We start from the raw sequence: 15,278 nt of genomic DNA on the forward strand, positions 1-15,278 counted from the left end.
TGTTGCCTGTGCAGACGCCATCGCGGGCAAGCCCGCTCCTACAGGGGACATGCATTCCACTCAAAGGATTGCGAATTTAATAAGAGGTAACAGCCATGTCTCAGTTATCCGCATCACAGAGCAAGCTCGCCGTCGACGATTTACGCGTCGAGTTCAGCAGCGCAGGCAAGACCACTCTGGCCGTTCAAGGCGTGTCGTTCAATCTGGGCCGGGAAAAGCTGGCGATTGTCGGCGAGTCTGGCTCAGGCAAATCCACCGTCGGGCGCGCCTTATTGCGCCTGCATCCGGCCACCGCACGGATCACCGCCAAGACTCTGCGTTTTGACGACATCGACCTGCTCAGCGCCAGCGAGAAACAAATGCAGGGCGTTCGTGGCCGTCGCATGTCGATGATCATGCAAGACCCGAAGTACTCGCTGAACCCGGTGGTGAAGGTCGGCGAACAGATCGCCGAGGCTTATCTGGCCCATCACAACGTGTCGCATCAGGAAGCCAAAGAGCGTGCGCTGGACATGCTCGCCAAGGTGCATATCCGCGACCCGCAGCGCGTCTATCAGCTTTACCCGCATGAAGTCTCAGGCGGCATGGGCCAACGGATCATGATCGCGATGATGGTCATTACGGATCCGCAGGTGATCATCGCCGACGAGCCTACTTCCGCGCTGGACGTCTCCGTACGCCGCCAGGTGCTGAACATTCTCGAAGAACTGGTGAGTGAACGGGATCTGGGCCTGCTGTTCATCAGCCACGACCTGAACTTGGTTCAACACTTCTGCGACCGGGTGCTGGTGATGTACGCCGGGCGGGTCATGGAGTCGCTGGAGGCTGCCGACCTTGCCAGGGCGGAGCATCCCTATACGCGCGGGCTGCTTGCCGCGTTGCCGAGCCTGGACCATCCGCGCAGCAGCCTGCCGGTGCTCCAGCGCGATCCCCTTTGGCTGACTCATTGAGGTACCTCCCATGGCAATGATCGAAGTCCAGTCACTCAACCTCAGTTTCGGCACTGGCCCGGCGCTCAATCAGGTGCTGCATGACGTCAACCTGCGCGTCGAAGAAGGTCAGGCGTTTGGTCTGGTGGGCGAGTCGGGCTCAGGTAAAACTACCGTGCTGCGCTGCCTTGCCGGGCAATATCAGCACTGGACCGGCGCCCTGCAGGTCAACGGCCAACAGGTGCAACGCAGGCTCGATGCGCAGCACTATCGCACCGTACAGATGGTCTTTCAGGACCCCTACGCCTCGCTGCATCCGCGCCACACCATCGACTCGGCACTCAAGGAGCCGCTGGCGATACACCGCATCGGCGACCGCGATGATCGGGTCAGCGCGATTCTGCGCAAGGTCGGCCTCAACGACAGCTTTCGTTTTCGTTACCCGCATCAATTGTCCGGCGGGCAACGGCAACGGGTGGCGATTGCCCGTGCGTTGATTCTTGAACCCCGGGTTCTGCTGCTGGATGAGCCAACCTCTGCGCTGGATGTTTCGGTGCAGGCGGAAATCCTCAACCTGCTCGCTGACCTGCGCCGCGAGCAGGGCCTGACGTACCTGATGGTGACCCATGATCTGGCGGTCGTTGCTCATCTGTGCGAGCAGGTGGCGGTGATGCAGGGAGGCCAAATCGTGGAAGTCCTCGACACGGGCGAACTGGCCCGGCATGAGGCGCAACACGCATACACCCGCCTGCTTGTTCAGGCGAGTCGTGACATGAACACCCATAACACCGAACAACCGGTCGCCTGCCTGGCGCTGTAAGACCACTGGAGTTTTAACCCGTCGCGTACTTCGGCAGTTTCTGCCGAGGAACCCGGCTGCCTGAAATCTGCTGTGAATAAAACCTTCTCTTTCATTTAACAAGAATAAAAAATATGAAAACCACCAAAACAATGATGACGTTTGCTGCGCTGCTGACCTCCACTATCGCCATGGCCGACAGTGGCTATGTCAACTATCGACATCAATACGCAGAAAGTACGCGGATGCACTCCGACCGGGTCAAGTTCGGTACACGGCTTGATAATGGCCTGGGGTTTGAAGGTGAACTTAAATATAAAACTGCTGGCGATCGCCAGGACGTGGCCTTTGACAACACCGTGGGCAACGGTCACGAACTGGGCATGACCTATCAGTACAAACTCAATGCAGACTGGATGCTGACACCTTCTATTGCCCTGGAAAGCATCGAGAAATCCACTGCCTACAAAGTCGGTCTGAAAGCCACCTACCGCATCAGCGACACCCTGAATGCCTCGGCGCGTTACCGGTATGACTCCATCAAGCTGGACCGGGACAAGGTCAATGAAGCCATGCCCGACAACGCGATGGACAACCAGAGCATCAACCGTTACGACGTCTGGCTTAACTACGCACCGCAAAGCAGTAAATGGGCTTATGAATATCAATTCACCTACTTTGATGCCGACTATATTCGCTACGACAACGGCAAGACTGACTATGAACAGAACGCCGTATTCAAATACAAGATCGATAAACGCTGGGTGCCGTTCTTCGAAGTCGGCGATATAAAAGTCGACAGCGAAGATGACAAGCGCCAGTTACGTCTGCGCGTCGGCGTGCAATACAACTTCTTGTAATTGCCCGGTTCTCGCTAAACGCTAGTTGCTGTACAACTCCTGGCTTGCCTGGGTTTGATGCAAACGGATGCGGCTGCTGTTCAGGTGCAAGTACATGGCCGAACGCGCCGCATCCACATTCCCGGCGGCAATTGCCAGATAAATCTGTCGGTGCTCGGCATTGATCCCGGCCAGATACGCCGTGCGGTCACTCTGCCCGGTGTAAGCCGAGTTCATCCGGGTACGCGGAATCAGCTTGGTACCCAAGTGCTTCATGATATCGATCAGGTAGGTATTGCCCGAAGCTTTGGCGATTTTCAGGTGAAACTGGAAATCGGCATTGATCGTGGTCCCGGACTTCTGCGGGCCTTCCAGCAGAGCATCCAGCGCCTGCTTGATCTCCAGCAATGCTTCAGGCGTACGCCGTTGTGCAGCCATGCCCGCTGCTTCGACTTCCAGGCTCAAACGAAACTCCAGTAGATTAAGCACGTCCGGCAAGGTCGCGATGGTTGCCGGCCCAATCACGAAACCGGCAGGCGCAGGCATGTCCAGAACAAAGGTGCCGACCCCATGGCGGGTTTCCACCAGCCCGGCTGCCTGCATACGCGATAGCGCATCACGGACCACCGTACGGCTTACGCCTTCGGTTTCCATGATGTGCAACTCGGGGGGCAGTTTCTCACCGCGCTTGAGCACGCCATCGCGCATGCGCTGAGCAAAGCGGTCAACCAGGGTCTCGGCTAAACGTCTGTGTTTTTTCTGGGACGAAAGGTCTGGGTCCGACATGGGCTGACTCGTTTTCGAAGAACCAGCATTATAGTGCCAGCTGGCGCCAGCGTGGCAGCTGGCTGAGGTTATACTCTGCGGCCCAATGGAAACCTTGAATGAGTGACATGGAAATCCCTCCTGCAACCCCGGATCGGCGTACCAGCCTGGCCCAGCAATTGGTCAATGACTTCTCGCGCAGAATCCGTGAGGGCGAGATCAAGGCCGGGGAAAAGCTGCCGACCGAGCAGGTGATCATTCAGGAGAAAGGCGTCAGCCGCACGGTGGTGCGTGAGGCCATGTCCAGGCTGCAAGCCGAAGGGCTGGTGGAGACCCGGCACGGCATTGGCACCTTTGTAGTGGATGCCAGCCGCCCCAATGATTTCCAGGTCGACGAGCGCATCAGCGGCACGTTGCGCGACGCCATTGCGATCATTGAACTGCGTCAGAGCCTTGAAGTGGAATCCGCCGCGCTGGCCGCCGAGCGACGCACGCCAGAGCAACTGCAGGCAATCCGTCAGGCACTCGACACCCTCAATGCCTGCCCGCCAGGCAGCGACACCGCGTTTGCCGATTTCGAGTTTCATCACCAGATATCGCTGTGTACCGCCAACAGCTTCTTCACCGACGTGATGGAGCAACTGGGCAGCAGCATCATCCCCCGCTCGCGGATGCAGCTCAGCAACGCCCACTCACCGGATTATGTGGAAGTTCTGCGCCGCGAACACGAGCAGATATTTGCCGCCATCGCCTATCAGGACCGCGATGCGGCGCGGGCTGCCATGCGCTTGCATCTGAGCAATAGCCTGGAACGTCTGCGGCAAAGTCGGTATCAGAATTAATACTTGATTGAATTGGAATGCAGGCCCCATGTGGGAGCGGTGCTTGCCCGCGATAAGGCTGGGCGCGGTTCACTTCAGATCACATCCAGCCTTATCGCGGGCAAGCACCGCTCCCACAGGGTCTGTATTCCTGGCATCCTTACCGCATCATCACCGGCGGTTCAAACGCTGTGACGCCCGGCAACACCCCTTCCCACTTCACAATTTCAACCGTCGCCGTTTGCGCCGAACAGCCCTGGGACAAGCTTGATGAGCCGACATCCTCAGTAACCACGTTTGGATTGCCATGTTTTTCCAGGCTGCCCGGTTCGCCATGCACCAGCGGGTCGAACCACGCACCCGTGGCAATCTGGACCACGCCAGGACGAATATTGTCCGAGACAATCACTCCCGCCAGAAAAGCCCCACGATCATTGAAAACCTTGACCACATCGCCGTCGCTAATGCCCCGTGCCCGTGCATCTTCGGTATTGAGGGTCAGCGGTTCGCGTTGCTGGATCTTCGACGCACGACTGTAGCTACCGTGATCGTATTGGCTATGCAGGCGGGTTTTCGGCTGGTTCGACAGCAGATGCAGCGGGTAGTCTGCGCCCGGTTTGTCCAGCCAGACCGGGTGCCCGGGGCAGTCGGCATAACCGAACCCGGCGATACGCTCGGAGAAAATTTCTATGCGACCCGACGGGGTTGGCAACGGATGAGCGTCCGGGTCCTTGCGGAAAGCTTGCAGCAACACCGTATCCAGCTGCGGATACTCGACTTCGAATAAACCGTCGCGCCAGAACTGATCGTAGTCGGGCAATTGAATGCCGAACTCCCCCGCCCTGCCCCGTGACTCTTCATAAATGTGCCGCAACCAGCCCGTCGCATCGCGGCCTTCAGTGAAGCCTTCGGCAAAGCCCAACCGTCCCGAAAGCTCGGCCAGAATCGCGTAATCGTCGCGGGATTCGCCCACTGGCTCAATCGCCTGTTGCATGGCGATCATGAAGCGATCCGAGGCCGAACTGCCGATATCGTTACGCTCCAGCGCCGTCGTGGCGGGCAGCACAATGTCGGCGTATTTAGCCTGCGCGGTCCAGAACTGCTCATGGACGATGATGGTTTCAGGACGCTGCCAGGCGTGCAGCAGACGATTGAGGTCCTGATGGTGGTGAAAGATATTGCCGCCCGCCCAGTACACCAGACGGATGTCCGGGTAATGCCGTTGCTGGCCGTTGTAATCGAAAGCAGCACCGGGGTTAAGCAGCATATCCACGATCCGCGCCACCGGAATAAAGTCTTTGACAGGATTCTGCCCCTGAGAAAAACGCGGCCCGGAAAACGCCTTGCGGCCACTGCCGGTGTTGTTCATGCAGCCATAGCCAAGCCCGAAACCACCGCCGGGTAATCCGATTTGGCCTAATAGCGCGGCCAACGTCACGGTCATCCAGAACGGTTGCTCGCCATGCACCGAACGCTGCAAGGAATAGGCGACATTAATCATGGTGCGCTTGCTGGCCATGCGTCGAGCCAGATCGGCAATCTGCGCAGCCGGAATATCGGTCAGGGTCTGCGCCCATTCAGGGTCTTTGGGCTGACCATCTGTGCGGCCCAGCAGGTAATCCCGGAAGCGCTCATAGCCCACCGTGTAACGCTGCACAAAATCTTCGTTGTGCAGGCCTTCGCTGACCAACACGTAAGCCAAAGCCATCATTAAAGCGGTGTCGCTGCCGGGTCGCACCGGCAACCATTCGTTGCGCGCCGGGCCCACAAGATCATCCCGCAGCGGGCTGAAGTTGACGAATTCCACGCCAGCCGCCGACATGTCTTGCAGGGCTTTGGTCAGCAGGTGATCGCTGGCACCACCGGGGCTGGTCTGGGCATTTTTGGCAGGCAAGCCGCCGAACGCGACGAACAGTTCACAATGTTGCGCCAGGTTTTTCCATGAGGTGTGCGCCGCCAACAGCCAGTCCATATTGCCGACGATGTGCGGCATCAATACACGTCCAGCACCAAGGCTGTAGCTGTCGACGCTGGCCACATACCCGCCAAAGCCATTGAGGAAGCGGTGCAGCTGGCTTTGTGCATGGTGGAAGCGGCCGGCACTGCCCCAGCCGTAACTACCGCCGAAAATCGCTTGGTTGCCGTGTTCGGATTTGACCCGTTTCAGTTCTTTGGCAACCAGCGCCAGCGCTACGTCCCAGGAGACTTCGACGAAGGGTTCCTGCCCGCGCAAATCGGGGCTGCCACCCTGCCCCTGGAGAAAACTGCGCCGCACCGCAGGCCGTCGGATACGCGTAGGCGATGTCAGCGCTGCTGCAACCGAATCACCGATAGGCGATGGATCGCTGTCCCACTCCACCGGCACCAACGCGCGCAGTTCGCCGTCGACAACCTGCGGACGATAAGCCCCCCAATGCAGTGAAGTGAAACTCATGAAGCAGTACCCCTGTGGCGAAACCCGCGCTGAAACGGGCTAAACCATAACACCCAGCTCTTTATTCACTAAATTCATTTTTAGAATGGGTTTATATGCAAATAAAACGAACCTGGTTTTTTGTTGGAGCGAGGCTTGCCCGCGAAGGACGTTAACGCGGTGGCATCTGATACACCGAGGCAACTGGTTCGCGGGCAAGCCTCGCTCCAACAGACCCGCATTAAATTCAGGGGATCACGCCCTGCATCACCCCGCCTGAATCTTGAACCGCGCTACGGTCTGATGCAGCGTGCCGGCCATTTGCGCCAGTTCGTGCCCTGCCGTATTGGTGTGTTGCGCCCCCTGCAAGACTTGATCGGACAGGCTGCGAATGCCCACCAGATTACGATCCACCTCTCGCGCCACCAATGCCTGCTCTTCGGTAGCACTGGCAATCATCATGTTGCGCTCATTGATCTGCGAGATGGATCGAGTGATTTCCTCAAGGGCATCGCCCGAACGCCTGGCAATCAACAGCGTGGCCTGCACCAGCTCGCTGCTGCTTTGCATGGCCGATACGGCCTGACCGGTATCGAGACGGATGTTGCCAATCATCTGTTCGATTTCCTGCGTCGAAACCTGAGTACGATGGGCCAGCGCCCGCACTTCATCGGCCACCACTGCAAAGCCACGGCCGGCATCACCGGCACGTGCAGCCTCAATCGCCGCGTTGAGCGCCAACAGATTGGTCTGCTCGGCAATGCTGCGGATCACATCCAGCACGCTGCTGATGTCCTGCACCCGCCCGGCCAGTTGCTGAATACGCCCGGAGGTGTCGGTGACACCGTCCGCCAGCGTACTGATCGATGCAACGGTTTCCTGAACCTGTTGCCGGCCACGCTGGGCCGTTTGTTCCGACTCGCGGGACGCTTCACTGGTACTGACCGCGTTGCGCGCCACTTCATCAACGGCCGCTGTCATCTGATTGACCGCCGCCGCTGCCTGCTCGATTTCCAGCCCCTGGGCCTGCAGGCTGCCACTGGTCTGGTTACTGACCGCACTCAGTTGTTCGGAGGAACTGGCCACGCGATCTACTGAGCTGGCAATGCCGCGGACCATTTCATTGAGGTTCTGCTGCATGTCACGCATGTTCATCATCAGGCTGCCGCTGTCACCAGCGAGCAGCGGCACCGCAATAGTCAGGTCACCCTGGGCAATCCGGCTCAGGATCCGCGCGGCCTCATCTGGCTCACCGCCCAACGGACGAATGACGCTACGCGTCACGATCACCGCAGCAGCCACCACCAGCGTGATACACGCCAACAACAGGGCCAGCAAATTACGTTGCGCGTCGCTGTACAGGCGTTGCGCGACTTGCTCGCGCTCTGCGAAAACCCGCCCCTGCAACGCCATCAATTCATCCAGGCTTTTATAGACTTCCTGCTCGGCAGGGATAACTTTTTGCTGTAATTGAGTCATGGCGGCATCGGCTGCGCCCTGTTTGATCAGGGTTTGCACTTGAACAAAAGCGGCCACGTACGCCTCGCGATTTTTCTTCAGGGCCTGATAACCGCTTTTGCCTTCAGGTGTGTAGAGCAAAGGCTCAAGGGTCTCGAACGCCTGACTGATGCGCTTTTTAGTGGCATCGATGGCGTCGTGCGTTTGCTGGTTGTCTTTATTAAGCAGCAGGTCACGGGTGTTCTTGCCGTTATCACGCACCCCGGTGGCAATGACCATCATGGGTGCGATTTTCGGCCAGTCTTCCTTGACGATAACCACCGCCTGATCCTTGAGTGTCGCCATGTCCTGCAAGGCATAGAGAACCATGCCAGCCAGGGCCAAAGGAGCAATTGCGAAGCCGATGACAATCCGTTTAGCGGTACTCAGTTTGGCCATTTTACTGCTCCATGTTCAGACAACTGCCCGACGGCCAAACCGTCGGGCAGACCACTCACTCCACTGCGAGCTGTACGTCCTGGCCGTCAAAACGCACGGGCCAGACCCGCAAGCGCTGCTCCGGATATTCCAGACAGCTGCCATCCTTTAAACGAAAGTGCTGCTTGTACAGCGGCGAGGCAATCACCAGATCGCCCTTGATACTGCCGATCAAACCACGCCCAATAACGTTGACCCCGGATTGCGGATCGCGATTGTCGACGGCGTAAAGCTGACCGTCCTCGGCGTCCGGCAGGTAGAACAGCGCGACCTGCGCGCCGTCCAGCCAGACCACCACGCCTGAGTTGGTCACCAGATCTTCTCGGCTGCAAACCGTATGCCACGCGGCATTCAGGTCGTGTGCAAAGGTAGATTCGCTACGCTGGATAGTTGCCAGGCTCATCAGAGTGCCTCCTCGACGACGGGAATAAGGTTCAGTTCTGCCGCAGTGGCTGGCCGACGCTGGCCGCGCTCCTCGACAAAATGAATGTCCGGATCAGCACGCTTGTCGTTGACGAAGGTGCGGAAGCGCTTGAGCTTTTCCGGACTCTTGAGGGTGTTGGCCCATTCACATTCGTAGCGGTCGACCACCAGCTGCATCTGCGCTTCCAGCTCTGCGCCCAACCCCAGGCTGTCGTTGATGATCACGTCCTTGAGGTAATCCAGGCCGCCCTCCAGGCTTTCACGCCACACCGAGGTACGTTGCAACTTGTCCGCAGTGCGGATGTAGAACATCAGGAAACGGTCGATGTAGCGGATCAGCGTATCGTCATCCAGGTCGGTGGCGAACAGCTCGGCATGGCGCGGACGCATGCCGCCGTTCCCGGATATGTAGAGGTTCCAGCCCTTTTCGGTGGCAATCACGCCGACGTCTTTGCTCTGCGCTTCCGCACACTCACGGGTGCAGCCGGAGACCGCGAACTTGAGCTTGTGCGGCGAGCGCAAACCTTTGTAGCGATCCTCGATGGTCAGGGCCATTTGCACGCTGTCCTGCACGCCGTAACGGCACCAGGTACTGCCGACGCAGGACTTCACCGTACGCGTCGATTTGCCATAGGCATGGCCGGTCTCGAAGCCGGCTTCGATCAGCTCCGACCAGATGTCCGGCAACTCATGCAGTTGCGCGCCGAACAGGTCGATACGCTGACCGCCAGTGATCTTGGTGTACAGGTCGTATTTCTTGGCCACGACGCCAATGGCGATGAGTTTGTCTGCGGTGATTTCGCCGCCCGCAATACGCGGTACGACCGAGTAAGTGCCGTTCTTCTGCATGTTGGCCATGAAGGTGTCGTTGGTGTCCTGCAAAGGCACCAGCGAGGCGTCCATGATCGGCTGGTTCCAGCACGACGCCAGAATCGAACCCACGGCCGGTTTGCAGATATCGCAACCGGTATGTCCACGACCATGCTTGGCAAGCAGTTCTTCAAACGTCTGCACACCCTCGACGCGAACCAGCGCGTACAACTCCTGACGGGTGTAGGCAAAGTGTTCGCACAGGCTTTTATCGACGCTGACGCCGCGGGCAATCAGTTCGTGTTCAAACACCGTTTTCAACAAAGCGGCGCAACCGCCGCAACCGGTGCAGGCCTTGGTCGAAGACTTGAGCACACCCAGATCGGTACAACCGCCATCAATGGCCGAGCAGATCGCGCCTTTGGTGACGTTGTGGCACGAACAAATGGTCGCGGTTTCCGGCAAGGACGCCGGACCCAGAGTGGGTGCGCCAGAAGAACTCGGCAGGATCAGACTGGCCGGTTCGGCCGGCAGCGTGATTGCGTTCTGCATGTATTGCAGCAGGGTGTCGTAGTAACTGTTGTCGCCCACCAGCACCGCGCCGATCACATGCTTGCCCGACGCATCGACCACCAGACGGCGATAGCTTGCGGTGGTCTGATCGATGAATTGATAGCTGCGCGAGCCTGGCGTGTGGCCGTGGGCATCACCAATGGAGCCTACGTCGACCCCCAGCAGTTTCAGTTTGGTGGACATATCTGCGCCCATGAACGGATCAGCTTCGCCACCGCACAAGGTCGTCGCTACGGCGCGTGCCATCTGATAACCCGGCGCAACCAGGCCAAAGATGCTGCCGTTCCATGCTGCGCACTCACCAATAGCGTAGATATCCGGATCGCTGCTCAGGCACTGGCCATCAATGCTGACGCCGCCACGCGGACCGATGTCCAGACCGCACTGGCGGGCCAGCGCATCCTGCGCACGAATACCTGCGGAGAACACGATGAGGTCGGTTTCGAGGAATTCGTCATTGCCGAAGTTCATCCGGTAGCGATATTCCTCCCCCGCCGTGATCGACTGCGTACCACGGGCCAGATGCACGCCAACCCCGAGTTGCTCGATACGATCCTTGAGGGCAATACCACCCTGCTCGTCCAGCTGCACCGGCATCAAGCGCGGCGCGAACTCCACGACGTGTGCTTCCAGGCCAAGGCTTTTCAAGGCATTCGCCGCTTCCAGCCCCAGTAACCCACCACCGACCACTACACCGCGAATGGCATTAGTGGCCGCAGTGCGGATCGCGTCCAGGTCTTCCAGGGTGCGATAAACCAGACGCGAGTCACCGTGAGCACCTTCAATCGGCGGTACAAACGGGTAAGAACCGGTGGCCAGCACCAGCTTGTCGTAATGCACGCTGCCAGTGGCAGTGATGATCGTGTGACCCTCGCGGTCAATTTCCAGCACTTGAGTGCCCAAGTGCAGCGTGACGCCGGGCGTCTGGTATAGCGCGGCATCGGAAAGCGCCAACGACTCCGCGTCACGGCCGGTGAAATACTCGGACAAGTGCACGCGGTCATATGCGCGCATCTGCTCTTCGCCGAAGACATGAAGTTGGTAGTGCTGCAACGCGCCACCAGCGATCAATTGCTCGACACAGTGGTGGCCGACCATGCCATTGCCGATCACGATCAGGGTTTGCAGCGAGTTCGAAGAATCAATATTGGTGTTCATGGATAGCATCCGACCAAAGCCAATCACGGAATAAAAAGCAAAAAAAAGCGCCTGAAACCTTGCGGTTTCAGGCGCCTTTGCCTGTTCGTTTGGTGGTTAACCCGGCCTCTATGCCTGATCCACCCATAGTGCCCTGGCCTTGTTGGCTGATCGATCTTCGTTGACCGACGGGGCTGTCCACTCGACTACGTTCGCGGTGGACCTGACTGGAGATAATGCAGCGTTTGTGCCAGCCAGCGCCTAAACCGAAAAACCTTTGTAAAGCCCGACTCCAGATACGGATATACCGGCTGCTCAATGCGATGCGATTCGTCACCCGGCGCATCCCCATGGTGCAAACAAGGCATTTGCGGCTTTATATAAGTGCAGAAATTTCTCTACAGCGACGTTCAGACATGGATCCAGATCAATAAAAAAGCCGGGCAAGTCGACTACCCTCGCGATTTCGCGACCGACGCCCACTCATGCCAAACCTTGCTGCTTCGACCTCCTTAGCTCCCAGCCCCGCCCCCGAACTGCTGGCCCCGGCCGGCACCTTGAAAAACATGCGCTACGCCTTCGCCTACGGTGCCGATGCGGTTTACGCCGGTCAGCCGCGCTACAGCCTGCGAGTGCGCAATAACGAATTCGATCACGCCACGTTGGCGATCGGCATCCATGAGGCGCATACGCAGGGCAAACGCTTTTATGTCGTGGTGAACATCGCGCCACACAACGCCAAGCTGAAGACCTTCCTTAAAGACCTGGAGCCGGTGATCGCCATGGGACCCGACGCGTTGATCATGTCCGACCCCGGCTTGATCATGCTGGTCCGCCGTCATTTCCCACAGATGCCGATTCACTTGTCGGTACAGGCCAATACCGTGAACTGGGCCAGCGTCGAATTCTGGCAACTTCAGGGCGTGAGCCGAATCATCCTGTCCCGTGAACTGTCGCTGGAAGAGATCGACGAAATCCGCGAGCAAGTGCCGAGCATGGAGCTGGAGGTTTTTGTCCACGGCGCACTGTGCATGGCCTACTCCGGCCGCTGCCTGTTGTCGGGCTACATCAACAAACGCGACGCCAATCAGGGCAGTTGCACCAATGCCTGCCGCTGGAAATATTCAGCTCAGCCAGCGACGGAAAATCAGCTCGGCGAGATCGTACAGACCTTTCAGCCCGAACCGACGCTGGGCGAAGGCATGCCGACTGATCAAGTGTTTGTGCTGCAGGAAGCCAACCGCCCGGGCGAATTGATGCCCGCCTTCGAAGACGAGCACGGCACCTACATCATGAACTCCAAGGACCTGCGCGCCGTACAGCATGTCGAGCGTTTGACGCAGATGGGCGTGCACTCACTGAAAATCGAAGGCCGAACCAAATCCCACTTCTATTGCGCACGCACCACGCAGGTTTACCGCCGCGCCATCGACGACGCGGTAGCCGGTCGTGAATTCGACCGCAGCCTGATGGGCGATCTGGAATCCCTGGCCCAGCGCGGCTACACCGAAGGCTTCCTGCGCAGGCATGTGCATGATGAATATCAGAACTACCAGAACGGTAACTCGGTTTCGGAGAAGCAGCAGTTCGTCGGCGAAATGACCGGCGAACGACGTAACGGGCTGGCCGAAGTCCGGGTCAAAAACCGCTTCAATCTGGACGACAACCTTGAACTGATGACGCCCGGTGGCAACATCCACTTCGATCTGGAGTACTTGCAGAACGTCGCAGGCGAAGCGATCGGTGTTGCACCGGGGGATGGCCATACGGTTTACATACCGATGCCTGAGGGGGTGGATTTGAGGTTTGGGTTGTTGATGCGGGATGTGCGGGAGGGGTGAGACGTATTGGTGATGCCCTCTGCGCCTTAAAAAGAACCCTATGAAGCTCACAACAGCAAATAGGTGACCTTCGGCAGCTACAGGGATCACCGACATCTGTGGGAGCCGGGCCTGGTCTGGGCGGCATTCCGACGATTCAGGCGCTGCGGTTATTCAGGCAGACCGCGTTATCGTTCATCGCGAGCAAGCTCGGCTCCTACAGGGATCACCGACATCTGTGGGAGCCGGGCCTGGTCTGGGCGGCATTCCGACGATTCAGGCGCTGAGGTTATTCAGACAGACCGCGTTATCGTTGATCGCGAGCAAGCTCGGCTCCTACAGGGATCACCGACATCTGTGGAAGCCGGGCCTGGTCTGGGCGGCATTCCGACGATTCAGGCGCTGCGGTTATTCAGGCAGACCGCGTTATCGTTGATCGCGAGCAAGCGCGCTACAGAAATGCACTTCCAATAAGCCGAAAACCAAAGATCAAAAAACGCACAAACAAAAACGCCGCTCTATTGAGCGGCGTTTTCGTTAAATATGGAGCGGGAAACGAGACTCGAACTCGCGACCCCGACCTTGGCAAGGTCGTGCTCTACCAACTGAGCTATTCCCGCAATGGCGTCCCCTAGGGGACTCGAACCCCTGTTACCGCCGTGAAAGGGCGGTGTCCTAGGCCACTAGACGAAGGGGACACGCTAACTGAAACACATGGTGTGTATTTCAGTGCCCAAATCCAAGTCCGAAGACCGGGTTCTGGTTTCACTCAGCCTCGCCCTAAAGCAAGACTGCATAAACTGGAGCGGGAAACGAGACTCGAACTCGCGACCCCGACCTTGGCAAGGTCGTGCTCTACCAACTGAGCTATTCCCGCAATATGGCGTCCCCTAGGGGACTCGAACCCCTGTTACCGCCGTGAAAGGGCGGTGTCCTAGGCCACTAGACGAAGGGGACACACGTACAACTTCACTGCTTAACTTGCGCTTGGCTAGGTGCTTTACGCTGTAAGTGGCGCGCATTCTATGGATGGATTGAGGGGTCGTCAACCCCAATGTGAAAATTTATCTAAATCAATGACTTCGCCTTCTTTAACCGACCGCTTGGCGCCGTATGCTTCAGCTATTTATGGATTGGCCGACAAACTACAAGCAGTGCATCTATGCGCAATAGTGCTTAGCCACTACACTCACTTCAATTTTTCGACTACAGCTATATAGAGGTTCGCGCGGTGACTCCACTGATGATTACCCTGATGGTAGTAGCCGGCATTGCGCTCCTGATCGCGATCGGCTATCTCAACCATGTGGCAGAAAACTCCAAGCTGGATAAAGCGCGAACGAAGATCGAGCTCAGCGACCGCCTGCGTCGCTGCACTGAAATTTCCGAAACGTTCCCGGGCCAGTTGGTCACCCCTGCTTTGAAGCTGTTGATGACCCGCCTTGAGCTCAATGTCACGCAACGCATGCTGGCACTGGACAAGACCAACGCACAGCTCAAAACCCGCATTGATGAACTGAACACACTGGTCGGCCAGGGCGATGCCATTGCAGTGACCAATCCTGCGAGCCCGATCCTGACTGAAGCCAAGGCCAAAGACGTACGCTTTCTATTAGAAGCGCTGCATGGTCAGGTCACTCGCGCCGCTCACGACGGTTTCCTGCAGACCAGCGAAGCCAAACACTGGATTCGCGAGATCCGCAACATTCTGGTGATGCTGCATATCGAGTTCTTCAACAACCTGGGCCAGGCTGCACTGCAACAGGACCAGCCCGGCCAGGCGCGCCTGGCCTTCGAGCGCGGCGTACAGTACCTGAAAAACCAGCCTGATCCTGTAACGTATCAGGCCGCCTTGCTGGCGATGGAGAAACAACTGGCTCGAGCCAACTCCATGGTACTGACCAACATCGCACCGACCGCAGACGACGACAACGCCCTGACCGAAGGCCTGAAGGCTGACGACACCGAATCGGAATGGAAGAAAAAGGTCATCTACGACTGATACAACGTTGAT

The 15,278-nt window shown here is 58.1% G+C and carries 11 protein-coding genes and 4 tRNA genes; 6 read left to right on the plus strand and 9 right to left on the minus strand.

Going from position 1 to position 15,278, the window contains the following annotated elements:
* Window positions 1–95 precede the first annotated feature (95 nt).
* The 3 genes from EE949_RS19360 (at window position 96) to EE949_RS19370 (ending at window position 2,588) form a co-directional block, all read left to right on the plus strand.
* On the plus strand, window positions 96–950 hold the full coding sequence (locus tag EE949_RS19360) for an ABC transporter ATP-binding protein (RefSeq protein WP_122665757.1): 855 nt from the start codon (window positions 96–98) through the stop codon (window positions 948–950).
* Between the two features lie 10 nt (window positions 951–960).
* Window positions 961–1,749, plus strand: a complete 789-nt coding sequence (locus tag EE949_RS19365; protein ID WP_122665758.1) for an ABC transporter ATP-binding protein — start codon at window positions 961–963, stop codon at window positions 1,747–1,749.
* Between the two features lie 113 nt (window positions 1,750–1,862).
* Window positions 1,863–2,588 carry an oligogalacturonate-specific porin KdgM family protein gene (locus EE949_RS19370; protein WP_122665759.1) on the plus strand — a complete coding sequence of 242 codons (726 nt, stop codon included), beginning with the start codon at window positions 1,863–1,865 and terminating at the stop codon, window positions 2,586–2,588.
* Window positions 2,589–2,609: 21 nt separating this feature from the next.
* Here EE949_RS19370 and EE949_RS19375 read toward each other — a convergent pair whose 3' ends face one another.
* Window positions 2,610–3,353, minus strand: a complete 744-nt coding sequence (locus EE949_RS19375; protein WP_122665760.1) for a FadR/GntR family transcriptional regulator — start codon at window positions 3,351–3,353, stop codon at window positions 2,610–2,612.
* Window positions 3,354–3,451: 98 nt separating this feature from the next.
* Between EE949_RS19375 and EE949_RS19380 the strand changes: the two genes are divergently transcribed.
* Window positions 3,452–4,174 carry a FadR/GntR family transcriptional regulator gene (locus EE949_RS19380; protein ID WP_430735980.1) on the plus strand — a complete coding sequence of 241 codons (723 nt, stop codon included), beginning with the start codon at window positions 3,452–3,454 and terminating at the stop codon, window positions 4,172–4,174.
* A gap of 139 nt (window positions 4,175–4,313) precedes the next feature.
* On the opposite strand, the gene EE949_RS19385 is transcribed toward EE949_RS19380, so the two are convergent.
* The 4 genes from EE949_RS19385 to nirB all read right to left on the minus strand — a co-directional run bounded on the left by EE949_RS19385 (window position 4,314) and on the right by nirB (window position 11,465).
* Window positions 4,314–6,587: a molybdopterin guanine dinucleotide-containing S/N-oxide reductase gene (locus EE949_RS19385; RefSeq protein WP_122665761.1), complete on the minus strand. Its 2,274-nt coding sequence runs from the start codon at window positions 6,585–6,587 to the stop codon at window positions 4,314–4,316.
* Between the two features lie 246 nt (window positions 6,588–6,833).
* Window positions 6,834–8,462 (minus strand): methyl-accepting chemotaxis protein, encoded by a 1,629-nt coding sequence (locus tag EE949_RS19390; RefSeq protein ID WP_122665762.1) that lies wholly within the window; start codon window positions 8,460–8,462, stop codon window positions 6,834–6,836.
* A 55-nt stretch (window positions 8,463–8,517) separates the two neighbouring features.
* Complete coding sequence (gene nirD, locus EE949_RS19395; protein ID WP_122665763.1) at window positions 8,518–8,904, minus strand: nitrite reductase small subunit NirD; 387 nt, start codon at window positions 8,902–8,904, stop codon at window positions 8,518–8,520.
* Window positions 8,904–11,465: a nitrite reductase large subunit NirB gene (gene nirB / locus EE949_RS19400; RefSeq protein WP_122665764.1), complete on the minus strand. Its 2,562-nt coding sequence runs from the start codon at window positions 11,463–11,465 to the stop codon at window positions 8,904–8,906. Before nirB ends, nirD begins: the two co-directional genes overlap by 1 nt.
* 464 nt (window positions 11,466–11,929) lie before the next feature.
* On the opposite strand from nirB, the gene yegQ reads away from it, so the two are divergent.
* On the plus strand, window positions 11,930–13,285 hold the full coding sequence (gene yegQ, locus EE949_RS19405; RefSeq protein WP_122665765.1) for a tRNA 5-hydroxyuridine modification protein YegQ: 1,356 nt from the start codon (window positions 11,930–11,932) through the stop codon (window positions 13,283–13,285).
* A 523-nt stretch (window positions 13,286–13,808) separates the two neighbouring features.
* Here the strand turns inward: yegQ and EE949_RS19410 are convergent.
* The 4 genes from EE949_RS19410 to EE949_RS19425 all read right to left on the minus strand — a co-directional run bounded on the left by EE949_RS19410 (window position 13,809) and on the right by EE949_RS19425 (window position 14,221).
* Window positions 13,809–13,884, minus strand: a tRNA-Gly gene (locus tag EE949_RS19410).
* A gap of 2 nt (window positions 13,885–13,886) precedes the next feature.
* Window positions 13,887–13,962, minus strand: a tRNA-Glu gene (locus tag EE949_RS19415).
* A gap of 103 nt (window positions 13,963–14,065) precedes the next feature.
* Window positions 14,066–14,141: transfer RNA gene (locus tag EE949_RS19420), tRNA-Gly, on the minus strand.
* A 4-nt stretch (window positions 14,142–14,145) separates the two neighbouring features.
* A tRNA-Glu gene (locus tag EE949_RS19425) sits at window positions 14,146–14,221 on the minus strand.
* Window positions 14,222–14,507: 286 nt separating this feature from the next.
* Between EE949_RS19425 and EE949_RS19430 the strand changes: the two genes are divergently transcribed.
* Complete coding sequence (locus EE949_RS19430; protein ID WP_122665766.1) at window positions 14,508–15,266, plus strand: hypothetical protein; 759 nt, start codon at window positions 14,508–14,510, stop codon at window positions 15,264–15,266.
* Window positions 15,267–15,278 lie beyond the last annotated feature (12 nt).

The sequence above is a fragment of the Pseudomonas viridiflava genome, from assembly GCF_900602065.1.
In the GTDB taxonomy this organism is placed as follows: domain Bacteria; phylum Pseudomonadota; class Gammaproteobacteria; order Pseudomonadales; family Pseudomonadaceae; genus Aquipseudomonas.